The sequence below is a fragment of the Streptomyces sp. NPDC001515 genome (genome assembly GCF_053597115.1).
Window position 1 is genome coordinate 44,658 of the sequence record NZ_JBSFHN010000017.1, and the last position, 21,439, is coordinate 66,096.

The 21,439-nt window shown below is 73.5% G+C and carries 20 protein-coding genes; 18 read left to right on the top strand and 2 right to left on the bottom strand.

Annotation, left to right across the window (positions count from 1 at the left end; all coding sequences use genetic code 11):
• Positions 1-119 precede the first annotated feature (119 nt).
• Entirely contained in the window at positions 120-950 is an 831-nt protein-coding gene (locus ACWCXC_RS19210; protein ID WP_450890028.1) for a UbiA family prenyltransferase, read from the bottom strand.
• Positions 951-1,417: 467 nt separating this feature from the next.
• On the opposite strand from ACWCXC_RS19210, the gene ACWCXC_RS19215 reads away from it, so the two are divergent.
• The 3 genes from ACWCXC_RS19215 to ACWCXC_RS19225 all read left to right on the top strand — a co-directional run bounded on the left by ACWCXC_RS19215 (position 1,418) and on the right by ACWCXC_RS19225 (position 3,989).
• Positions 1,418-2,119 carry a hypothetical protein gene (locus ACWCXC_RS19215; protein ID WP_450682543.1) on the top strand — a complete coding sequence of 234 codons (702 nt, stop codon included), beginning with the start codon at positions 1,418-1,420 and terminating at the stop codon, positions 2,117-2,119.
• 90 nt (positions 2,120-2,209) lie between these two features.
• Positions 2,210-3,331: a sensor histidine kinase gene (locus tag ACWCXC_RS19220; protein ID WP_450682544.1), complete on the top strand. Its 1,122-nt coding sequence runs from the start codon at positions 2,210-2,212 to the stop codon at positions 3,329-3,331.
• Complete coding sequence (locus ACWCXC_RS19225; RefSeq protein ID WP_383650692.1) at positions 3,306-3,989, top strand: response regulator; 684 nt, start codon at positions 3,306-3,308, stop codon at positions 3,987-3,989. Before ACWCXC_RS19220 ends, ACWCXC_RS19225 begins: the two co-directional genes overlap by 26 nt.
• Before the next feature lie 132 nt (positions 3,990-4,121).
• Here ACWCXC_RS19225 and pdxR read toward each other — a convergent pair whose 3' ends face one another.
• Positions 4,122-5,522, bottom strand: coding sequence for a MocR-like pyridoxine biosynthesis transcription factor PdxR (gene pdxR / locus ACWCXC_RS19230; protein WP_450682545.1), 1,401 nt, complete (start codon positions 5,520-5,522; stop codon positions 4,122-4,124).
• A gap of 107 nt (positions 5,523-5,629) precedes the next feature.
• On the opposite strand from pdxR, the gene ACWCXC_RS19235 reads away from it, so the two are divergent.
• From ACWCXC_RS19235 to ACWCXC_RS19305, 15 genes are all read left to right on the top strand, one after another.
• Entirely contained in the window at positions 5,630-6,970 is a 1,341-nt protein-coding gene (locus tag ACWCXC_RS19235) for a nucleotide sugar dehydrogenase (protein WP_450890029.1), read from the top strand.
• Entirely contained in the window at positions 6,970-8,019 is a 1,050-nt protein-coding gene (trpD, locus tag ACWCXC_RS19240; RefSeq protein WP_450682547.1) for an anthranilate phosphoribosyltransferase, read from the top strand. The genes ACWCXC_RS19235 and trpD overlap by 1 nt, the downstream gene beginning before the upstream one ends.
• Positions 8,016-8,813 carry an indole-3-glycerol phosphate synthase TrpC gene (locus tag ACWCXC_RS19245; protein ID WP_450890030.1) on the top strand — a complete coding sequence of 266 codons (798 nt, stop codon included), beginning with the start codon at positions 8,016-8,018 and terminating at the stop codon, positions 8,811-8,813. Before trpD ends, ACWCXC_RS19245 begins: the two co-directional genes overlap by 4 nt.
• Entirely contained in the window at positions 8,810-9,997 is a 1,188-nt protein-coding gene (gene trpB, locus ACWCXC_RS19250) for a tryptophan synthase subunit beta (protein ID WP_450890031.1), read from the top strand. The genes ACWCXC_RS19245 and trpB overlap by 4 nt, the downstream gene beginning before the upstream one ends.
• The gene (gene trpA, locus ACWCXC_RS19255) at positions 9,994-10,791 is read left to right on the top strand and encodes a tryptophan synthase subunit alpha (RefSeq protein ID WP_450682550.1); all 798 of its coding nucleotides are present in this window, start codon (positions 9,994-9,996) and stop codon (positions 10,789-10,791) included. Before trpB ends, trpA begins: the two co-directional genes overlap by 4 nt.
• Positions 10,788-11,948 carry a DegT/DnrJ/EryC1/StrS family aminotransferase gene (locus tag ACWCXC_RS19260; RefSeq protein WP_450682551.1) on the top strand — a complete coding sequence of 387 codons (1,161 nt, stop codon included), beginning with the start codon at positions 10,788-10,790 and terminating at the stop codon, positions 11,946-11,948. The genes trpA and ACWCXC_RS19260 overlap by 4 nt, the downstream gene beginning before the upstream one ends.
• Complete coding sequence (locus ACWCXC_RS19265; protein ID WP_450682552.1) at positions 11,945-13,069, top strand: DegT/DnrJ/EryC1/StrS family aminotransferase; 1,125 nt, start codon at positions 11,945-11,947, stop codon at positions 13,067-13,069. The genes ACWCXC_RS19260 and ACWCXC_RS19265 overlap by 4 nt, the downstream gene beginning before the upstream one ends.
• A 5-nt stretch (positions 13,070-13,074) precedes the next feature.
• A complete protein-coding gene (locus ACWCXC_RS19270) occupies positions 13,075-13,977 on the top strand; it encodes a sugar phosphate isomerase/epimerase family protein (protein ID WP_450890032.1) in 903 nt (300 codons plus the stop codon).
• Complete coding sequence (locus ACWCXC_RS19275) at positions 13,970-15,277, top strand: M20/M25/M40 family metallo-hydrolase (protein ID WP_450682554.1); 1,308 nt, start codon at positions 13,970-13,972, stop codon at positions 15,275-15,277. Before ACWCXC_RS19270 ends, ACWCXC_RS19275 begins: the two co-directional genes overlap by 8 nt.
• A gap of 75 nt (positions 15,278-15,352) precedes the next feature.
• Positions 15,353-16,474 carry an Ldh family oxidoreductase gene (locus ACWCXC_RS19280; RefSeq protein WP_450682555.1) on the top strand — a complete coding sequence of 374 codons (1,122 nt, stop codon included), beginning with the start codon at positions 15,353-15,355 and terminating at the stop codon, positions 16,472-16,474.
• An 87-nt stretch (positions 16,475-16,561) separates the two neighbouring features.
• A complete protein-coding gene (locus ACWCXC_RS19285) occupies positions 16,562-17,875 on the top strand; it encodes a Gfo/Idh/MocA family protein (protein WP_450682556.1) in 1,314 nt (437 codons plus the stop codon).
• A complete protein-coding gene (locus ACWCXC_RS19290) occupies positions 17,872-18,549 on the top strand; it encodes a phenylalanine--tRNA ligase beta subunit-related protein (RefSeq protein ID WP_450890033.1) in 678 nt (225 codons plus the stop codon). The genes ACWCXC_RS19285 and ACWCXC_RS19290 overlap by 4 nt, the downstream gene beginning before the upstream one ends.
• Positions 18,550-18,691: 142 nt before the next feature.
• Entirely contained in the window at positions 18,692-20,182 is a 1,491-nt protein-coding gene (locus ACWCXC_RS19295) for an anthranilate synthase component I family protein (protein ID WP_450890034.1), read from the top strand.
• Positions 20,179-20,778: an anthranilate synthase component II gene (locus ACWCXC_RS19300; protein ID WP_450890035.1), complete on the top strand. Its 600-nt coding sequence runs from the start codon at positions 20,179-20,181 to the stop codon at positions 20,776-20,778. Before ACWCXC_RS19295 ends, ACWCXC_RS19300 begins: the two co-directional genes overlap by 4 nt.
• Positions 20,748-21,413, top strand: a complete 666-nt coding sequence (locus ACWCXC_RS19305) for a flavodoxin family protein (protein WP_450682560.1) — start codon at positions 20,748-20,750, stop codon at positions 21,411-21,413. The genes ACWCXC_RS19300 and ACWCXC_RS19305 overlap by 31 nt, the downstream gene beginning before the upstream one ends.
• Positions 21,414-21,439 lie beyond the last annotated feature (26 nt).

Genomic DNA, 21,439 nt, shown 5'->3' on the forward strand with positions numbered 1-21,439 from the left:
CCACTTCGACCACCCTGTGGTGTCGGTGTACTGCACTTGAGTGGTGCGTGAATGCGCCTTTGGGGAGGGGGTGATGTCTCTTCGGTGTTTCCTCACGGCCCGGCTCGCCGGGCCCTCGGTCAGGCGAACGCCTGGCCGAGCAGCGCCAGGTGGGCGCAGTGCTGGGTGACCATGAAGAAGCGGTACGGGCGGCGGCGCCGGTGGCGGCTGTCGGTGGTGCGGCCCCGGAGCGTCACGGTGGCGAGGGCGGCGGCGCCGGCCAGGACCACGCAGGCGGTGGGCAGTTGGCCGGGCGCCCAGCGCAGGGCGCCGGCCGTGAAGACGGCGGCGACGGTGCAGGCGCCGGCCGCGACGAGGTAGCGGGTCCGGCGTTCGCCGAGGGTGACGGCCCACGTCCGGCGGCCGGCCGCGGTGTCGCCCTCGATGTCGGAGAAGTCCTTGGCCACGGCGCCGACCAGGGCCATCCACAGGGACATGGCGGCGGCGGTGAGGAACAGCGCGGGGGAGTGCGGCGAGAGGCCGAGGGTGAGCGGGCCGGCGGCGTAGGTCAGCAGGCCGGAGGCGAGGACCACGCCCATCGCGGCGGGCGTCCGGTTCTTCCAGGCGAAGCGCGGCGCGGAGTAGGCGTGGCCGAGCAGGAGCATGGCCGCGCACAGGATCAGGGGGCCCGTTCCGGCGCACGCGGCGGAGGCCAGGGAGCCGACGGCGGCGATGCGGGCGACGAGCAGCGCGGTGGCGCGGGGCAGCCGGCCGCTGGCGATGGGCCGCGCGGAGCCGTTGACCTGGTCCTCGTGGTAATCCATGCAGCCGTTGAAGAGATACGTGTAGAAGATGGCGCCGAACCAGGCGAGGGAGCCGAAGACGGCCTGGACGACCGAGCGGGGGCCGATTTCGGGATCCGAGGCGAGTGCCAGGGCGATTCCCGCGAAATAACGGAGCTGGAAGGCCATCAGAACAGCGGGCCGGGATTCCTCGACGCAGAGTCGAAGAATGCTGGGATTCCGGTGCTTCGTGCCACTGGGTGCAGTCACAGGCAGTGGCCGTATCGTCGCCGTAGGCATGACCAGGAGCCTAGGCACCGGTAGAGGTGCCTGACTGTTCCGCAAATGAGCCATGCGTACTCCTAAAGAGGCACGGAAGAGGCACGGAATACCGGCGGGTCGGATTCCGAATTGCTCCGTCCGTTTTCCGCCCCGCGCCGAGGGGATCTCCGTCCGTCCTCGACCGGCCCTTGAGCGGCCGTGGACCGCCGGCCGGTGGTGCGCTGGTACGCCGGACCGCCGCCGAAGTGGACCGCCCGCCCGCCCCCTCCTGGCGCTTCGCTGGTGAGCAGGCGGGCGCCGGTCCTCTCCGGCACCCCGCTTCCCGTCATGGGCCGTTGGCAGCCCTGGTCCGTTTCCGACCCCGGGAAGCCGCTATGCATACGCTTGTTTCTTTACCCCCGCGCGCCCTTTTTCCGGCGCCCAGGGAGCTTCACGTCTGGTCCGTCGCGCTCGACCGTGTTCCCTCCGAGGGAGGGGACGCGGTCCTCGATCCCCGCGAGCGCGCCCGTGCGGCGCGCATCGCCCGGCCCCTCGCCCGGGGGCGCTACCGGGGGGCGCACCTCGCCCTGCGCGCGGTGCTCGCCGGCTATCTCGGCGTGCCGCCCGCGGTGCCCCGGTTCGTCCGCCGCTGCCCCGAGCCGGAGGAGTGCGGCGACTGCGGACAGGGGCGGCCCGTGCTCGTGGACGGGCCCTGGCCGGAGATCGGTTTCAGCCTGTCGCATTCCGGCGCCGCCGCGCTCGTCGGGGTGGCCGGAGGGCCCGGTGCGGTGGGCGTGGATGTCGAACGCGTCCGCGCCGTGTTCGACTGGTCCCGGATACCGGCCGTCGGCCCAGAGAACCGGATTGCTGGATTCCGCACGTGGACGGCGATCGAGGCCGTGGGGAAAGCCGCGGGAACGGGGCTGCGTATCCCCGTGCGCGTCGGTGATCCCGGACCGGAAGGAGTACGGCGCGCGCACCGCTCCGGTGATCCCCGGGATTGGTACGTCCACGAGGTGAACTGCCCCGACGGCTATGTGGGATCGGTCGCCACGGATGTCGCGGGCGCCGTGGTCAGCGTCTTTTCATGGCCCTAGCGCGGCGTGTCTCAGAACGTGGGACGGTAGGCATCGTGTTGACATGCCGTAACCGTACGATGATGATCCGAGGGTCGGTTTCTGGTGAGGGTGGGGGCTCTTCTGATGCATTCGGGTTTTATTCAATCCGATACAGTCGAACAACTGCTGGCCAGTACACCGGAATTACTGTCCGACTACCGGGGCCGGCTGGAAGCAATCAAAAGTCCTCTGGTAGCGAATGAGACCACCTGGCGCACCTGCGCGCTCCAGGCGGAGCGGATCATCCGGGACTGCGCGGAGAGCCTGCGCACCCACCGCTCCGACGTACGCGACCTGCTGATCCAGCAGGTCGAGGGCCTGGGGGTGGAGCGGGCGACGCAGGGCATCGACGCGGTCCACTCCATCCGCGCCGGGACGATCCTCTTCGACATCGTCTTCGACGCGCTGGGCCGGGTGATGGTGCACGCGCCCGGCGCCTTCGACGGCTTCCAGGCGGGGGTGCGCACCCTCCAGCGGGGGATCGGGCTGCGCCTGGAGGCCGGCGCGATCGGGCACGACACGTATCTGCTCAACACCGTGCGCGAGGTCAACGCGGCCGGACAGCGCCAGCTCGCCCGCGAGATCCACGACCACCTCGGCAACCACGTCAGCCTGGCCCTGCGCCGCATCGAACTGCACGAGCTGACCTGGCAGTCCCGCCCCGACGAGGTATCCGCCCGCATCGGCGCCGTCAAGGAGACGCTGACCGAGGCGCTGGGCATCATCCGCGATCTGGTCACCCAGCTGCGCCGCGCCGACCGCGAGGGCACGCTGGAGTCCGCCTTCACCGCGTTCCTGGAATCCATGGAGATCACCCCCTCCAAGGTGCGCGTCCAGGTCAACGGCAGTGAGGAATGGGCCCCGCAGGAGGTGCTGGACGAGGTGTTCCTCGTGGTGCGGGAGTGCCTGCGCAACTCCTTCGCGCACGCCGAGGCCGAACACGTCCTGGCCGCCGTGGACATCGCCCCGTACCAGGTGCAGGCGCTCATCGAGGACGACGGACGCGGCTTCGACCCCTCGGCGGTGGCCACGGCGGGCCGGGCCAACGGCATCGCCTCCGCCACCGAACGCGTCGAACTCCTGGGCGGAACGATCCTGTTCACCAGCTCACCCGGGGCCGGCGGCACGCGGGTCACGGTCACGATCCCCCTGATGGACCTCTCCGGTGATTCCGCTGAACGCACGGCCTGACCTCATCCGCATCCTCGCGGCCGACGACCACACCCTGCTGCGCACCGCCCTGGCGGAGCTGCTGAACGCGGAGGACGACCTCCAGGTGGTGGCCCAGGCCAGCAGCGGGCGGGGCCTGGCCGAGCTGGTGGAGCGCCATCAGCCGCATGTGCTGCTGCTCGACGTGGAGATGCCCGACCACCACCCCAGGGCGGCCGTGCGCGGGCTGCTGGAACGTTTTCCCGGGCTGCGGATCATCATCCTCACCATGTATGACGACCAGCCGCTGGTGCACGAGCTGCTGCAACTGGGCGCCCGGGGCTATCTGCACAAGAGCGTCTCGCGCGCGGCGCTGCTGAGCGCGGTGCGCAACGCGGCCCGCGAGGACGACCAGATCACCATCCTGGTCCCGCGCGCCGGCTACACGGCCGGCGGCGACCAGCCGCACGACCAGGACGCCGGACCGGTCTCGCCCCGCGAACGCGAGGTGCTGACCTGTGTGGCCGAGGCGATGAGCAACCGTCAGATCGCGGCCCGGCTCGGCATCACCGAGGGCACCGTCAAGCGCCATCTGCGCAACATCTTCGACAAGCTCGACGCCGTCTCGCGCATCGACGCCGTCAACAAGGCCCTCGCCCAGAAGCTGATCGCCGCCCCGCGCGGGCGTTCCATGCGCTGAGGCCCCGGGCCCCTCCCAGGGACTCCCCGGGCCCCGTACGGCCTTCTGAAGCCCCCGCGCCGCCCCAGGGCCCGGTACGGCCGCCTCAGGGGCCGTACGCCCCCCGAAGGCCCGTACGGCCGCCTCAGGGGCTCAGCGGCGGCGGGCCTCCCCGTACGCCGCGCCGATGGCCGCCAGGGCCTCCGAGATGCCCGTCAGGGGCAGTGAGCCGTAGCCCAGGAGCAGCCCCGGCTCCCCGGGCGGGCCGCCGAAGCGGAACTGCTGGCCGCTGCGGACCAGCACCGAGCGGCTCAGCGCGCCGTGCACCACGGCCGTCTCGTCCGTGCCCCGCGGCAGGACGGCGTAGCTGTGCAGCCCCGCCGCGCAGCCGATCAGCCGGGCCTCCGGGAGGTGTTCGCGCACGGCCAGGGCCAGCGCCTCGCGGCGCGAGCGGTAGCGGGAGCGGACCCGGCGCAGATGGCGGTCGAGCAGCCCGCTGCGCATCAGCTCGGCGAAGGCCAGCTGCGTCAGGGTGTCCGAGCCCTGGTCCTGGCGCGAGCGGACCCGCTCCATCAGGGGGTAGAGCTTCGGCGGGATCGCCAGCCAGCCCAGCCGCAGCCCCGGTACCAGGACCTTGCTCGTGGTGCCCGCGTAGACCACCCGCTCCGGATCGCCCTCCTGGAGCGCGGTGGGCCGCACCCCCCGGTCGAACCAGAACTCCCCGTCGTAGTCGTCCTCGATGATCCAGGCGTCCCGCTCCCGCGCCCAGGCCAGCAGCTCGGCGCGGCGCCGGGCCGACATCATCACCCCGGTCGGGAACTGGTGCGCCGGGGTGACCAGGACCGCGCGGGCGCCGGTGCGCTCCAGCGCCTCGACGATCAGCCCCTCCTCGTCGACCGGGACCGGCAGCGGGGTCAGCCCGGTGTCGAGGATGAAGCGGCGCTGGCCGCTGTGGCCGGGCTCCTCGATGGCCAGCTCGTGGATGCCGAGGCGCTGGAGCGCGTCGGAGAGCAGCGCGAGCCCCTGGGCGAACCCGGCGGTCACCATGACCTGCGCGGGCTCGGTGTGCACGGAACGGACCCGGCCCAGATAGCCGGACAGCTCGTTGCGCAGCTCCGCGATGCCGGCCACCGGCGGATAGTCCATGCCCTCGCGGCCGACGTTCTGGAGCACCTTCGTATAGGAGTTGAGCCACTCCTGGCGCGGGAAGTTGGACAGGTTGGCGATGCCGACCCGCAGATCCCAGCGGGCGCTGGTGGCCGGCCGGGAGTCCAGCAGGGAGGTGTCGCCCGCGCTCTCGGGCAGTTTGCGGGCCACGTGCGTCCCCGAGCCGCGCACCGCGTCGAGATACCCCTCGGCGATCAGCTGCTCGTACGCCTCGACCACCACACTGCGCGAAAGGCCCAGGTCCAGGGCGAGTTGGCGGCTCGAAGGCAGCCGCGCGCCGGGGTGCAGGACGCGGTCCTCGATACGGGTCTTGATGGCGTTCTGGAGCTGCGCGGTGAGGGGAACGGAGGAGTCCCGGTCCACTTCCACCGACAGATGCCAGGCCATCTGGTCTGCTCCGTATCCCCCGCAGTGGTCTGGGTGGTCACCCTCGGCCACTGGCCTACTTGATCACGCCAACGGCCTTTATTTATAGCACTCAGAGGGAGAACCCCATGGTTGAGATGACTGGCGTACTCGCTCCCGTGATTCATGGGCGGGACGGCGCGAGCGTCTTCGACGAGAAGATCGAGCGCCGCACCCTGCGGGTGGGCGTCGTCGGCCTCGGCTACACCGGCCTGCCGCTCGGGCTCGGCTTCGCGATGGCCGGCCTGCCGGTCCGCGGGCTCGACACCGACGCCGGCCGGGTCGCCCGGGTGGCCCGCTCCAGCTCCTATCTGCCGGATGTGAGCGACACCGAACTCGCCTCGGTGGCCGAGCGGTTGAGCGCCACCACCGAGCCCGGCGAGCTGGCCGGCTCGGACGTCCTGATCATCTGCGTGCCGACCCCGGTCACCGGCGACCAGCAGGCCAATCTCGATTACGTCGAGTCCGCGATGGACTCGGTGGCGCCGCTGCTGCGCCGGGGGATGCTGCTGATCCTCCAGTCCACCGTCCCGCCGGGCACCACGGCCGCCGCCGCCGCGGCCCTCGCCGAGGCCACCGGCCTGGAGCCCGGCACCGACTTCCATGTGGCGATGGCCCCCGAGCGGGTCGACCCGGCCAACACCAACGGCTGGAACCTCACCAACACCCCCAAGGTGGTGGGCGGTCTCACCGAGGAGTGCACCCGCCGGGCCGCCGCCCTGTTCGGCCTCGTCTGCGAGACGGTCGTGCCGGTCTCGCGGCTGGAGGTCGCCGAACTCTCCAAGGTCTTCGAGAACACCTTCCGCCTCGTCAACATCAGCCTCACCCTCGAACTCTCCGACCTCTGCCGGGCGTTGGACATACCGGTCCGCGAGGTCATCGACGCCGCCTCCACCAAGCCCTACGGCTTCCTGGCGCACTACCCCGGCCCCGGCGTCGGCGGCGAGTGCATCCCGGTCGACCCGCTCTTCCTGCGCGAGGCCGCGGACCGGGCCGGCACCGACATGTCGCTGGTGGCCGCCGCCTTCGACCGGGTCGAGCGCCGCCCCGGCCAGGTCGTCGAGCGCCTCGCCGAGCTGACCGCCGAGCGCGGCACGAAGCTGCGCGGCGCCAAGGTGATGGTCGTCGGCGTCAGCTACAAGTCCGGCGTCGCCGATCTGCGCAACGCCCCCGCCCTGGACGTCATCCGCGGTCTGCGCGCCGCCGGGGCCGTCGTCTCCTACCACGACCCGCTGGTCCCGGACCTCGTCGTGGACGGCGAGCCGGTCGCCTCGGCCGACTGGGCCGTGGTGGAGCTGGCGCAACTGGACGCCGCCGTGATGGTCACCCCCGTGCCGGGGCTGGAGCAGGACCTGCTCTGGGGCATCCCGCCGGTCGTGCTCGACACCCACAACAAGCTGACGGCGGCCAGCAATGTGGCGGTGCTGTGATGGCGACCGCCCTGCTCACCGGCCGTGCGCTCCCGGGCGTGACCCGGGACGCGGTCGCCGGCCGCACGGTCTCGGCCGCCTCGGCCAGGGACGCGGTGGCGGAGCTGCTGGACGAGACGACGGACGAGGTGGACGCGGCGGCCTTCCTGACCGCGGTCGCGGTGGGCGGGGCCACGCCGGTCCTGGTGGCCGCCGCTGTGGAGGCGGTCCTCGCGGTGGCCCGGCCGGTGGCCTGGACGGGCCCGGCGGTCGATGTGGTCGGCACCGGTGGTGACGGCAGCGGTTCGGTCAACATCTCCACCCTGGCCGGTCTGGTCGCGGCCTCGGCCGGGGCGACCGTCGCCAAGGCCGGCAACCGGGCGGCGACCTCGCCGTGCGGAAGCGCCGATCTGCTGGAGGCGCTGGGGATCGAGCTGGACGCCGGGGAGCGCATCCCGGAGCTGCTGGCCGCGCACCGGTTCGCGTTCCTCTTCGCCCCCGCGCTCCACCCGGCGCTGCGCCGGCTGGCCCCGGTCCGCCGCAGGCTCGGTTTCAAGACCCTGTTCAACCTCTCCGGACCGCTGGCCAACCCGGTCCCGCTGACCGGCCGGCTCATCGGCACCGCGACCCGCCGGGACCAGGAGGTCCTGGCCGAGGCCGCCGCGCTGCTCGGCCACCGCCGCACCTGGGTCGTCCAGGGCTTCGACGGCATGGACGAGCTGACCACGGCGGGCCCGGCCCGGGTGCTGCGGGTGGACGGGGACACGCTCACCGAGTCCACCGTCGACCCGGCGCGGCTGCCGCTGCGGCCCGCCGGACGCGAGGCGCTGGCGGGCGGCGGCCCGGCCCGCAACGCGGAGCTGGCCCGCAGGGTGCTGGACGGCACGGCCCCGGCCCCGCTGCTGGACACCGTGGTGCTGAACGCCGCCGCCGTCCTCCATCTGGCCGGTGCCGCCGACGATCTGGACGGCGGGATCGTCCTCGCCCGCGACGCCGTACGGCGGGGAGCCCCGGCCGAACTGGCCGCCCGGCTCGCCCGTACCCCGATCACGCAGGAGTCCTCCTCATGAGCAGCCATCTCGACGACATCGTCGCCGCCAAACGCGCCGCCTGGAGCGGACCCCGGGCCGCCGAGGCCGCCGCACGCGGCCGGCGCACCCCGGCCACGCCGGGCCGGTTCGCCGCCGCGATCGGCGGGACCCGGGTCTCGGTCATCGCGGAGATCAAGCCCAAGTCCCCTTCCAAGGGCCCGCTGCTGGACCCGGCGCTCGCCGTGCCCACCGCGCGCGGCTACGTCGAGGGCGGCGCCTCGGCGATCTCCGTCCTCGGGGACACGCCCTACTTCGGCGGTTCGCCGGAGCTGGTCCGCACGGTCGCGGAGCACCCCGGCGTCACCGTCCCGGTCCTCTTCAAGGACTTCCTGGTCGACATCCGCCAGGTGCGGCTCGCCCACGACAGCGGGGCCGACGCGGTGCTGGTCATCGCCCGTGCGGTGGACGACGCGCTGCTGACCGATCTGGTGCAGACCGCGCACTGCATGGGGCTGGACGCGCTGGTGGAGACCTTCACCCAGGACGAGGTGGACCGGGCGCTGAACGCCGGTGCCCGCATCGTCGGCATCAACAACCGGGACCTCCAGACCTTCGCGGTCGACCTGGAGAACTCGGCCCGGCTGCGCCGCGACATCCCGCGCGGCGTCCTGACCGTCAGCGAGAGCGGCCTGTCCGGCCGCTCCGACATCGAACGCATCGCCGCGCACGGCTTCGACGCCGCGCTCATCGGCGAATCCCTGCTCAGCAGCCCCGACCCCACCGCACAGCTGCGGACGTACACCGGGGTCCCGATTCTGGAGGTGGCCTCGTGAACGGCCGATTCGGCGAGTACGGCGGACAGTTCGTCGCGGAGACCCTGGTGGGCCCGCTCCAGGAGCTGGAGGAGGAATACCACAAGGCCCTGCTGGACCCGGAGTTCACCCGGGAGCTGGACCGGCTGCTGAAGATGTTCGTCGGCCGGCCCACCCCGATCACCGAGCTGCACCGGCTGGGCGCCACGGAGAACGGCGTCAAGCTCTGGCTCAAGCGGGAGGACCTGACCCACACCGGCGCCCACAAGATCAACAACTCGATCGGGCAGGCCCTCCTCGCCCGGCGGCTGGGCAAGAAGCAGATCATCGCCGAGACCGGGGCCGGACAGCACGGGGTGGCCGTGGCCGCCGCCTGCGCCCACCTCGGCCTGGAGGCCACCGTCTACATGGGCCGGGTGGACGCCGAGCGCCAGGCCCCCAACGTCCAGCGCATGGAGCTGCTGGGCGCCCGGGTCGAACTGGTCGACCTGGGCACCGCCACCCTCAAGGACGCCATCAACGCGGCGATCCGCGAATGGATCGCCCGCCCCGACACCACCCACTACCTGCTCGGCTCCGTCGTCGGACCGCACCCCTTCCCCACCATCGTCCGCGACTTCCAGTCGGTCATCGGCCGCGAGGCCCGCGCCCAGTTCCTGGAGGAGAACGACCGGCTGCCCGACGCGGTCGTGGCCTGCGTGGGCGGCGGCTCCAACGCCGCCGGGATGTTCAGCGCCTTCCTCGACGACCCGGTCCGGCTCGTCGGCGTCCAGGCCGCGGGCGAGGGCAAGGGCGGCCAGGGCGGCCACGCGGCCCCGCTGATCTACGGCGACCCGGGCGTCCTCCAGGGCACCCGCACCTACCTCCTCCAGGACGACGACGGACAGATCCAGCTCACCCACTCCATCGCCCCCGGCCTCGACTACGCGGGCGTCGGCCCCGAGCACTCCCACTACAAGGACACCGGGAAGGTCGACTACATCACCGCCTCCGACGACGAGGCGCTGGACGCCTTCGCCGCCCTCAGCGCCCAGGAGGGCATCGTCCCCGCCCTGGAGTCCGCCCACGCCGTGGCCGGCGCCCTCAAGGTGGCCCGCGAGAGCGCCCCCGGCAGCACGATCCTCGTCAACCTCTCCGGCCGCGGCGACAAGGACCTCACCTCCGCCATGGCCGCCCTCAAGCAGCGTGAGGAGACCGCGCGATGAAGCGCCTCGAACAGACCTTCACCGACAACCGGACCAAGGACGAGACCACCCTCGTCGCCTACCTCACCTCCGGCTACCCGCACCTCGGCGAGACCGTCGGACTGATCTCCGCCGCCGTCGAGGCCGGCGCCGACGTGATCGAGCTGGGCGTCCCCTTCTCCGACCCGCTGGGCGACGGCCCCGTCATCCAGGCCACCGGCCAGGCCGCCCTGGACACCGGCACCACCACCGCCGCCACCCTCGACGTCGTCGCCGAGGCCCGCGCCGCCGGCATCGAGGCGCCGATCGTGCTCATGGGCTACTGCAACCCGTTCCTGCGCTACGGCCTCACCCAGCTCTACGACGACGCCCGGTCCGCCGGGGCCGACGGCTTCGTCGTCCCCGACCTCCCGGTCAGCGAGGGCGCCGCCTGGCTCAAGCACGCCGAGGCCACCGAACTGGGCCAGACCTTCTTCACCGCGCCCGGCAGCTCCCAGGAGCGCGTCGCCGCCTCCGCCGCCGCCTCCCGGGGCTTCCTGTACGTCCTCGCCGCCAACGGCGTCACCGGCGTCCGCAAGGACCTGGACCCGGGCATCGACGCCTATCTGGAGCGGGTCCGCGCGGCCGGCGACACCCCGATGGCCGTCGGCTTCGGGATCTCCCGCCCCGAGCACGTCGCCGCCCTGCACGGCAAGACCGACGGCGTGATCGTCGGCAGCGCCCTGCTCCAGGCCATCGGCGCCGCCCGCGACGCGGCGGGCCGCCGCCGGGCCGTCACCGGGATGATCTCCGCGCTGAAGGCGGCCACCCGATGAGCGCCGACACCGCCGTCCCCTTCTTCAGCGGAGCCGCCTCCGCCCGCCGGGACCGCACCCGGCTGGCGGAGGTGGTCCGCCGGGTCGCCGCCTCCGGCCGGTTCACCTCCGGCCCGGTCACCGCCGAACTGGAGGCCGCGATCGCCGCCCGCACCGGCGCCCGGCACGCGGTGGCCGTCGCCAACGGCACCGACGCCCTGGTCATCCTGCTCAGGGCGGCGGGCATCGGCCCCGGCGACGAGGTCATCGTCCCCGCGTACACCTTCTTCGCCACTGCCTCCTCCGTCCTGCACGTCGGCGCCCAGCCGGTGCTGGTGGACGTGCTGCCCGGCAGCTACGCCATGGACCCGGAGCGGGCCGAGGCCGCGATCACCGAGCGGACCAGGGCGATCATGCCGGTCCACCTCTTCTCCCAGATGGCCGACATGGAGCGGCTGAAGGACCTGGCCGACCGGCACGGGCTGATCCTCCTGGAGGACAGCGCCGAGGGCATCGACATGCGGGCCGGCGGGGTGCACGCCGGTCTGTGGGGCAGCGGCGGGGTGCTCTCCTTCTTCCCCACCAAGACCCTCGGCTCGCTCGGTGACGCGGGGATGCTGCTCACCGACGACGACGAGATCGCCGCGAGCGCCCGCCGGCTGCGGCTGCACGGACAGGGCACGGACGGGGCGTACGCCACCGACGGCGCCTACGTCTACCAGGAGCTGGGCTACAACAGCCGCTGCGACGAACTGCACGCCGCGTTCCTGCTGCACCGCATGGAGCGGCTGACCGAGGAGATCGAGCGCCGGGCCGAACTCGCCGCCCGCTACGACCGGTCGCTCGCCCCGCTCGCCGGGACCGTCACCACCCCGTGGATGGCCCCGGCCAAGAACCCGAGCAACCAGGTCTACTACGTCTACCTCATCGAGTGCGACCGCCGCGACGAGCTGGCCGCCTACCTGGAGGAGCACGGCGTCGGCACCGAGGCGTACTACCCGCGCCCGCTGACCGAGCAGCCGCTGCTCGCCCCGCTGCCCGGCTCCCGCCACCCCGTCCCCGTCTCCGAGGCCGCATCGCGGCGCGCCCTGGCGCTGCCCCTCTACCCCGACCTCACCGACCAGCAGGCCGACCGCGTCGCCGCCCTGGTCCACGCCTTCTACGGAGCCGCATCGTGAGCACCGCCATCCCCTACTTCGACTGGTCCGCCCGCTCGGCCGACTGGGTCGACGACATCGTGGAGGTCTTCCAGGAGGTCGCGGAGAGCGACGAGTTCATCCTCAAGTCGCGCGTGGAGCGGCTGGAGGCGGAGATCGCCGCCCGCACCGGCGCCGCCCACGCCGTCGCCGTCGCCAGCGGCACCGGGGCGCTCACCGTGGTCCTGGCCGCGCTCGGCATCGGCGAGGGCGACGAGGTCGTCACCCCCGCGTTCTCCTTCGTCTCCACCGCCTCCACCGTCGCCCTGCGCGGCGCCCGCCCGGTCTTCGCGGACGTGGAGTACGGGACCGGGCTGCTGGACCCGGCCGCCGCCGAGGCCGCCGTCACGGACCGCACCCGGGCCCTGCTGCCCGCCTACCTCTTCTCCGGCTCCCCGGACATGGCCGCCTTCACCGAGCTGGCCGGCCGGCGCGGGCTGCGGCTGATCGAGGACAGCGCGGTCGCGCTCGGCGCCGAGGTGGACGGCAGGCCCGCCGGCCGGCACGGCGACGCCGGGGTCTACTCCTTCTTCCCCGCGAAGCCCGCCGGAGGCATCGGCGATGCCGGGATGATCGTCACGGACGACCCCGAGATCGCCCGCGTCGCCCGGATGCTCCGCAACCACGGCCAGCCCGCCGGAAAGCGCTTCTACCACGAACTCCTCGGCTTCAACTGCCGGATGGACGAGCTGACCGCAGGCTTCCTGCTGCGCAAGCTGCCGCACCTGGACGGTCTGCTGGAGCGCCGCCGCGCGATCGCCGCCGTGTACGAGGAGGGGCTGCGCCCGCTCGCCCCGGCCCTGCTGCCGCCCCCGGCCGGCTTCGGGGGACGCGCGGTCTACACGTACGTGATCCGCTCCCAGGAACGCGACGCGCTGCGCTCCTACCTCGCCGGGGAGGGCATCGAGACCGCCGTCTACTACCCCCGCCCGCTCCACCTCCAGCCCGCCTTCGCCCACCTCGGCCACGGTCCCGGCGACTTCCCGGTCGCCGAGCGGCTGTCCCGCGAGGCGCTGGCGCTCCCGCTCCACCCCGACATGGCCCCGGGCGCCGCCGAGCGCGTCGTCGCCGCCGTCCACCGCTTCCACACCGCCGGGAGGTGACCACGATGTCCGCGCACGAGCCCCTGACCATCACCCCCGACCGGCTGTGCGGCATCGGCGACGAGGCCGCCGCCGATCTGGCCGGCCAGCTCGCGATCCACCACGAACTGGGCATGGAAGCCATCGAGTTGCGCACCGTCGACGGACTCGGCCTGCACGAGCTGTCCGTCGGCGACGCCGCCGACCTCGCCCGGCGCACCATCGTCGCCGGACTGCGGGTGCCGGTCGTCGACACCCCCGTCGGCTCCTGGTCCACCACCGTCGCCACCTCCATGGACGACGAACTCGCGGTCCTGGAGCGCTCCGCCCGCGCGGCGGCGCTCGTCGGCTGCGACCGGCTGCGCGTCATGTCGTACCCCAACGACGGCCGCCGGGACCGCGAATGGCGCACCGAGGCGCTGCGCCGGATGCGGCTGCTGGCCCGGGAGGCCGAGCGGCTGGGCGTCACCCTGCTGCACGAGAACTGCCAGGGCTGGGGAGGCCGGAGCGCCGAGCACACCGTGCGGATGCTGGAGGAGGTCGCCAGCCCCCGGCTGCGGCTGCTCTTCGACACCGGCAACGGCCTCGCCTACGGCTACGAGTCGCTGCCCTTCCTGCGGCGGGTGCTGCCCTGGGTGGAGCACGTCCACATCAAGGACGGCGTCCGGACGTCCGCCGGGGCGGAGTTCACGCTGCCCGGCGAGGGCACCGCCGAGGTCGCCGCCTGCGTACGGCTCCTGGAGGAGCACGGCTACCGGGGCCACTACAGCCTGGAGCCGCATCTGGCCCACATCCCGCACCTCGGCGTCGAGGGCGACCCGGCCGCCCTGGCCGACGGCTACCGGGCCTACGCGCGGCGCTGCGCCGCCCTGCTCGGCATCGACACCACCGGCATCCACACCTACTGGGAGGGCAGCCACCATGGCTGAGACGGCCCGCACGATCCGCACCGAGGACGGACTGGCCCCCGCCGACCTGGAGTGGCTGACCGATCTGATGGCCGTGGACACGGTCTCCCCGCTGGAGGGCGGGCCGCTGGACGGCACCGCCCGCGCCCAGCAGGTCTTCCTGGCGGGGGCGCGGGCGCGCGGATTCCGCACCGCCCTGCACCGCTCGCCCGCCCCCGAGCTGCTGGACCGCCCCGAGGTCCCGGCCCCGGTGCGCGAGGCCGCCGCCCGGGACCTGCCGGCCTTCCTGGCCGGGCAGCCCGCGGTCGTGGTGGCGTACGGCTCGCCGCAGCCGCAGGAGCGGCGGATGGTCGTCAACTTCCACATGGACACCGTCGGCCCGCACGTGCCGCCGCGCCTGGAGGGCCGGGTGCTGCACGGCCGGGGCGCCGTGGACGACAAGGGCCCCGGGGTCGCCGCCGCCGTCGGGGTGGCCGCCGCCTTCGCCGAGGACCCCGGTCTCGACGGCCGGATCGAGGTGCAGATCGCCTCGGTGCCCGGCGAGGAGGGCGGCGCGATGGGCACGTACGGCACCCGGGCCCTGATCGACGCCGGATACACCGGCCGGCTGATGGTGTTCGCGGAGCCGACCGGGAACACCTTCATGGACGGCTGCACGGCCGCGATGACCCCCCGGATCACCGTGCTCGGCCAGGACTCCACCGACGACCACCCCGCCGACGGCCACAACGCCACCGTGCTGCTGGGCTTCCTCGCGGACTTCCTCGCCCGCCGGCTGGGCCCGCTGGCCCACGGCATGGGCGCCAAGCTCTGCGTCTCCGGCCTGCACACCGGCACCGCCCACAACCGGGTGTACGGCGGCGGCCAGTTGCTGATCAACATCGCCTACCCGGCGACCGAGCAGGCCGAACTGCTCGCCGCCTCGCTGGAGGTGCTGATCGAGGAGGCCCGTACCGAGTTCGCCCATCTGCACGCCCACGACCCGTTCAGCCGGCGCACCGTCAAGGACTGGCGGCGGATCGTCCGCCTGGACTGGCTGAAGCAGGGGCTGCCGACGCTGAACAACCGGGACGCCGACGCCGAACGGATGCTGCACACGGCCGGGTTCGTCCGCCACGACGGCCTCGCCGACGGCTCCGCCTTCACCTGCGACGCCATCTGGGCCCCGGGCCCCGGCCGGTACGTCGTGGCCTGCGGCCCCGGCCGGCTGGACGCCAACGGGGCGCACACCGCCGACGAGTTCGTCGACCTCGACGACCTGGACAGCTACGCCCGGCGCGTCAAGGACCTGGTCCACGCCTTCGCCGCCCGCACCGCCTGAACCGCCCTCACCGCCCGAACCACCCCGCACCGCCCTCTTCCCGCGCCGCCCGACCCCAGACCCGAAGGATCCGCCATGACCAGCACCGTCCGCGTCCCGCTCACCGAGCTCACCTCCTTCGTCCGCGACGTCCTCGCCCGGTGCGGGCTGAACGCCGACGCCGCGCGGACCGCCGCCGACGTCATCACGTACGCCGACGCGCACGGCTTCACCACGCACGGCACGAACGGGCTGGTGAACATCTACGCCCCCCGGCTGCTCGACGGCCGGATCGACCCCGACGCCGTGCCGCACGTCGTGCAGGAGACCGCCGGGGCCGCCCTGCTCGACGGCGACCGGGGGCTCGGCCTGGTCACCATGGACCTGGCCATGGACATCGCGATGGCCAAGGCGCGCCAGACCGGCATCGGCATGGTCGCCGTTCGCAACAGCACCCACTTCGGGAGCGCCGGCTACTACACGCAGAAGGCCGCCGCCGCCGGGCTGATCGGGCTGGCCATGACGAACTGCGGCGCCCAGGGCGTCGCCCCGCCGCTCGGCGGCACCGTGCGGATGCTGGGCACCAACCCGCTGAGCGCCGCCGTCCCGGTGACCGAGGGCGCCCCGTTCGTCCTCGACATGTCCACCACCGTCGTCGCCACCGGCAAGATCAAGGCCGCCCACCGCGAGGGCCAGCAGGTGCCGCAGGAGTGGCTGGTGCGCCACGACGGGACCCCGACCTCGGACCCGGCCGACTTCATGGCCGAGGAGGCGGACGTCGCCTGGCTCGGCGGGCCCGCCGCCACCGGAGGCGCCAAGGGCTTCGGACTCGCGCTGCTGGTCGACCTGTTGTGCGGTCCGCTCTCCGGCGCCGCCTACGGCCCGCGCCCCGGGGTCCTGAAGGGCGAGCCGGCCGGGGACGACAACGTCGGCCACACGGCGATCGTCATCGACCCCTCGGCGTTCGGCTCCGCGCACGCCATAGCCGCCGAGAACCGGACCCTGCTCGACACCGTCGTGAACTCCCCGGCCGCCGCCTACGCCACGCGCGGGGTCACCTACCCGGGCGCGCCCGAGGCCGAGCGGTACGCGCAGTCGCGGCAGGAGGGCGTGCTGCTGCCCGGCCCGGTGGCCGAGGGGCTGGCCGTGCTCGCCGGTGAACTGGCCGTGGCCGCGCCCGCCGCGCTGACCGGCCGGGTCCTGGAGCCCGTGGCCTGACGGCCCGTACGCCCCCTTCCCCGAACCCGTACCACCCCTCCCCGCCCCACCCGCCCCAGCTCAGCGACCGGAAAGGACCGGACCGTCATGCGTATCGGAGTCATCGGCGTCGGCGTCATCGCCCCCTTCTTCCTCCAGGCCATCGAGGACGACCCGCACCTGCGGCTGTCCGCGGTCTGCGACCTCGACCCGGCCAAGCTCACCGGATTCGACGCGGGCGTGGCCCTCTACACCGACCACCGCGAACTGCTCGCCTCCGGGCGGGTGGACGGCGTCGTCGTCACCCTGCCCAACCACGCGCACGCCCCCGTCGTGGCCGACGCCCTGCGGGCCGGGGTGCACGTCTGCTGCGAGAAGCCGCTGACCGTCGCCGCCGAGGACGCCCGGCATCTGACCGCGCTGGCCGAGGAGTACGACACCACGCTGTTCACCGCCTTCCACCGCCGCTACAACACCCACGTGCGCCGGCTGGCCGACCTGCTGCCCGACCGCGCGCTCATCAGCCACGTCACCAGCCGCTACCAGGAGCGGATCGAGGAGCACACCGGCTCCGACCGCTGGTACCAGGACCTCGACCGGTGCGGCGGCGGCTGCGTCATCGACAACGGCCCCAACGCGCTGGACGCCCTGGAGACCGTCCTCGGCCCGCTCACCCTGACCGACGCCGTCATCGGGGACGTCCGCTCCGGAGTCGAGTTCTGCGCCGAACTCTCCCTGGCCACCGCCGACGGCATCCCCGTCGCCGTCGATCTGGACTGGGCGCTGGAGACCGGTGAGCGCAAGGACATCACCGTGCACCTCAAGGACGGCCGGGAGCTGCGCGCCGACATGCTGGACGGCTTCGAGGCGTTCAAGTCCTCCCTCGACCACGAGTACGCCGGCATCATGGCGGACTTCCACCACACCGTCCGCGAGGGGCGCGAGGGCCCGGACCGGGGCCCGCACATCGTCGATCTCGTGGAGGAGGCGTACGCCATCGGCCGCACCCGGGAGGAGCGGCTGCGGATGTCCGCCAAGGAGCCGGTCTCGGCCAACCTGGTGAAACTGCTGTTCCACCGGCGCACCGACCGGGGCATGCGGCTGTCGCCGTGGCGGTCGCGCTGTGTGCGCGCCGGTGACGTGCACGAACTGGTCACCACCACCGACCGGCCCACCGACACCGGCGACCGCGTCGACCACGTCGGCTTCCTCGGCTTCGCGGAATTCCCCGTGGGGGTGGTCATCGACCGGGGCGACCTCGTGGTGGGCCCGGCCGGGCCGATCGGACGGGTGGCCGGATTCGACGAGTGCCACGCCCCGAACCACTACAACATCCTCATCGACACCGAACGGGTTCTGACCGCCGAGGACCTGAACCTGCACGCGCTGGACACCCTGACCTTCTCCGGAGGAACCCGATGACCGTCACGCACGGCACCCCGACCTTCCGCAAGGCGGACGTCACCCCCGAGGCCCGCGCCCTCGTCCCGGGCGTCCACGTCCTGACCCTGGAGGCGGACATCGGCCCGGCCGGCCCCGCCCCGGCCGAGGACGTCTGGACCGAGGCGCACACCCGGTGGACCGGAGCCAGCCGCGCCGAGGTGCGCAACGCGCCGCACGTCGCCGCCTACCGGGAGCTGAGCCGGCTGATCGGCGCCCACCCCGACAAGCGGCCCCCGTCCGTGCAGGCGCTGATCGACCGGGGCCTGCGGGCCAAGCCGCTCGGCGCCTGGCCGCGGATCAACCCGGCCGTGGACGCCGTCAACGCGGTGGCCGTCCGCACCCTGGTCGCGCTCGGCCTCTTCGACCGGGACATGCTCGACGGCGAGGTGACGCTGCGGCTCACCGACGGCACGGAGGAGTTCATCGCGCTCGGCGCGGACGGCCCGGTGACCCTGGAGGCGGGCGGGCTGGTCCTCGCCGACCGGGCGCGGGTCCTCTCGCAGTTCGCCCACCGCGACGGCGTGCACCAGGCCGTGACCGGCGGGACCCGCCGCGTCCTGCTGCTGGCCTGCGCGGTCCCCGGGGTCAGCGAGGACGCCTGCCGGGACGCGCTGCTGGAGGCCGCCGCGCTGCTGCGCGGCACCGCCGGGTAGGGGCCCGCGGTGACGTCCCGGGCCGGGCGGGCAAGTGGTCCGCCCCCGCCCCGGGACAGTGGACTGCCGGGCGCACCGGTGCGATTGGTTGGCTGGCGGTACGCCGCTGACGGACCCACGCACCGGAAAGAGACCGCCCACGATGACCATGACCGCAGTCGAGCCCGCCGCCCCGCCCCGGGCGGTCCCCGCACCGCTGCGGGTGACCGTGGAGCGGACCCCGCTGCCACCGCACACCCCGCTCGCCCTGGGCACCGCGCTGCGCCGGCTGCTCGGCGAGGACCAGGTCTTCCTCTTCGAGAGCCTGGCCGGTCCCGACGAGGACTGCCGGGTCGCCGCCGTCGGCGCCGAGGCCCTGGCCCGGTTCACGGTCCGGGAGGGGAACGTCGCCCTGGACGGGGTGCCGGAGCTGGTGGAGCGGCTGAGCCCGCTCGCCGCGCGCGGCGCGGGCAGCGTGCGCGCCCTGCTGGACGGGCTGAACGGCGCCTTCGCCGTGGACACCGACGTGCCCCCCGACCGCCACGCCTTCGGCTTCCTCGCGGTCCTCGGCTACGAGGCCGCCTGGCACCTCGAAGAGCTGCCGCCGCTCGCCCCCGGCCACGACCCGGAGATCACCCTCACCCTCTTCCGGTACGTCGTCACCTACGACCTGGAGACCGGCGAGCAGCACCAACTCCTGGCGCGTGCACCTGAGTTCGGGGAGCGCGGGCTGCTGGGCGACGATCTGACCGCGCTGGTGCGCTCCCTGCCCGACGGCGATCCGGGCCCCCTGCCGCCGGCTCCCCGGGCGCACGCCGTGCGCGGCACCGTACGCCGCGAGGAGTTCACCGCGCGCGTTGAGCGCTGCCTGGAGCACATCCGGGCCGGCGACGTCTACCAGATCCAGATCGGCCACCGCATCGAGGTGACCACCCCGCTGGACCCCGTCGACGCCTACCGCAGGCTCCGGGCCGGCAACCCCTCGCCGTACATGTACCTGGTGCCGTGGGCCGGGCGCACCCTGATCGGGGCCAGCCCCGAGCTGCTGCTGCGGATCGAGGGCCGGACCCTGGCCATGCGGCCCATCGCCGGGACCGCCGCGCGGTCCGTCGACCCCGCCGAGGACGCCCGCCGGGTGGAGGCGCTGCGCGCCGACGAGAAGGAGCGCGCCGAGCACATCATGCTCGTCGACCTCTGCCGCAACGACGTGGCCCGGGTCTGCGTCCCCGGCAGCCTCGCCGTCGAACGGATGATGGCCGTCGAGCACTTCGCCCACGTCCACCACCTGGTCTCCACCGTCCGGGGCGAGCTGGCCGAGGGCGAGGACGTCTGGTCCGCGCTGCGCGCCACCTTCCCCGCGGGCACCATGACCGGGGCGCCCAAGGTGCGCGCCATGGAGCTGATCCAGGAGATCGAGGGCCGGCCGCGAGGCGCCTACGCCGGCGCGCTGGGCCTCATCGACGTACGCGGCCGGGCCGCGACGCTCGCCCTGTGCATCCGCACCGCCGTCCACGACCCCGCGAGCGGGTCCTACGCCCTCCAGGCGTCCGCCGGGGTCGTCGCCGACTCCTCGGCCGAGGGCGAATGGCGCGAGACGCTGATCAAGATGGGCGCCGTGTACACCGCCCTGACCGGTGAGGAGCCGGCCGCATGAGGATCCTGCTCGTCGACGCGCGGGACAGCTTCGTCCACATCATCGACCACTACCTGCGCGAGCTGGGCGCCCGGACGGACGTCGTCACCGCCCTCGCGCACACCCCCGCCGAACTGGCCGCCCGCCGCCCCGACGCCGTGGTGCTCGGCCCCGGCCCCGGACACCCGGCCGACTCCGGCCATCCGGAGCTGGTGCGGCACTTCGCCGGACGGGTCCCGGTGCTCGGCATCTGCCTGGGCCACCAGGCCATCGGACTGGCCTACGGCGGCCGGATCGAGCGCGCGGCCCGCACCGTGCACGGCAAGACCAGCCGCCTCGACCACGACGGCACCGGCGTCTTCACCGGCCTCGCCGACGGCACCGAGGTCACCCGCTACCACTCGCTCGCCGTCGCCGACCCGCTGCCCCCGGCCCTGGAGGCCACCGCACGGGCCCGCGAGGACGGCTGCGTGATGGGGCTGCGCCACCGCGAACTGCCCGTCCAGGGCGTCCAGTTCCACCCCGAGTCCATCACCACCCGGACCGGGTCCGCCTTCCTCAGCAACTTCCTCGAAGGGATACCGCCATGGTCGACCGCGGCCCGTGGGCGTCGATAGCCGCCCTCAACGGATCGGAACGCCCCGACGGACTCACCGCCCGGGTGCTGCGCATGCTGGCCGCTCAGGCGGCCGAGCACGGGGTGCACCTCGATGTGATCCCGCTCGCCGAATACGACATCGGGCCCTGCGGCCCGTGCGGCGACTGCAACGTCCGCACGCTGCCCTGCGCCCAGGACGACGACGTGCCCGCCCTGGTGGACCGGCTGATCCGGGCCGACGGGGTGCTCTACGCGGCCCCCGTGCACGGCTTCGGCCTGGCCGGGGCCATGCAGAACTTCATCGAGCGGGCCGGGGTCGGCCATCTGCGGTTCGACCGGCCGCTCGCCAACAAGGTGGCCGGCGCGGTCGTCACCGGCCGCCGCTACAGCCACGACCGGGTGTACGGGCAGCTCATCGACAACATCCTGCTCAACCGGATGATCGTGCCGGGCAGCGGCTTCCCCGCCTTCGTGCACGACCAGTTCGCGCCCGGCGAGGACACCGAGGGTCTGGCCGCCGCGCGCGGGCTCATGGACCGCATGATCGACCTGCTGCGCATCCTGCTCCTGCCGCACAACGGACGCGGCGACACCGCCCGGCTGCTGTCGCTGCCCCGCAACGAACGGGCCGGGCTGCTCACCCCCGCGGGATGAACGGCCCGGCCCGGAACGCGGACGGC

Bases quoted from the DNA above. Each gene is read 5' to 3' on its own strand.
- ACWCXC_RS19210 (WP_450890028.1), bottom strand. From the start codon at position 950: ATGGCCTTCCAGCTCCGTTATTTCGCGGGAATCGCCCTGGCACTCGCC.
- ACWCXC_RS19215 (WP_450682543.1), top strand. From the start codon at position 1,418: ATGCATACGCTTGTTTCTTTACCCCCGCGCGCCCTTTTTCCGGCGCCC.
- pdxR (WP_450682545.1), bottom strand. From the start codon at position 5,522: ATGGCCTGGCATCTGTCGGTGGAAGTGGACCGGGACTCCTCCGTTCCC.
- ACWCXC_RS19235 (WP_450890029.1), top strand. From the start codon at position 5,630: ATGGTTGAGATGACTGGCGTACTCGCTCCCGTGATTCATGGGCGGGAC.
- trpD (WP_450682547.1), top strand. From the start codon at position 6,970: ATGGCGACCGCCCTGCTCACCGGCCGTGCGCTCCCGGGCGTGACCCGG.
- ACWCXC_RS19245 (WP_450890030.1), top strand. From the start codon at position 8,016: ATGAGCAGCCATCTCGACGACATCGTCGCCGCCAAACGCGCCGCCTGG.
- trpA (WP_450682550.1), top strand. From the start codon at position 9,994: ATGAAGCGCCTCGAACAGACCTTCACCGACAACCGGACCAAGGACGAG.
- ACWCXC_RS19260 (WP_450682551.1), top strand. From the start codon at position 10,788: ATGAGCGCCGACACCGCCGTCCCCTTCTTCAGCGGAGCCGCCTCCGCC.
- ACWCXC_RS19270 (WP_450890032.1), top strand. From the start codon at position 13,075: ATGTCCGCGCACGAGCCCCTGACCATCACCCCCGACCGGCTGTGCGGC.
- ACWCXC_RS19275 (WP_450682554.1), top strand. From the start codon at position 13,970: ATGGCTGAGACGGCCCGCACGATCCGCACCGAGGACGGACTGGCCCCC.
- ACWCXC_RS19280 (WP_450682555.1), top strand. From the start codon at position 15,353: ATGACCAGCACCGTCCGCGTCCCGCTCACCGAGCTCACCTCCTTCGTC.
- ACWCXC_RS19285 (WP_450682556.1), top strand. From the start codon at position 16,562: ATGCGTATCGGAGTCATCGGCGTCGGCGTCATCGCCCCCTTCTTCCTC.
- ACWCXC_RS19290 (WP_450890033.1), top strand. From the start codon at position 17,872: ATGACCGTCACGCACGGCACCCCGACCTTCCGCAAGGCGGACGTCACC.
- ACWCXC_RS19295 (WP_450890034.1), top strand. From the start codon at position 18,692: ATGACCATGACCGCAGTCGAGCCCGCCGCCCCGCCCCGGGCGGTCCCC.
- ACWCXC_RS19300 (WP_450890035.1), top strand. From the start codon at position 20,179: ATGAGGATCCTGCTCGTCGACGCGCGGGACAGCTTCGTCCACATCATC.
- ACWCXC_RS19305 (WP_450682560.1), top strand. From the start codon at position 20,748: ATGGTCGACCGCGGCCCGTGGGCGTCGATAGCCGCCCTCAACGGATCG.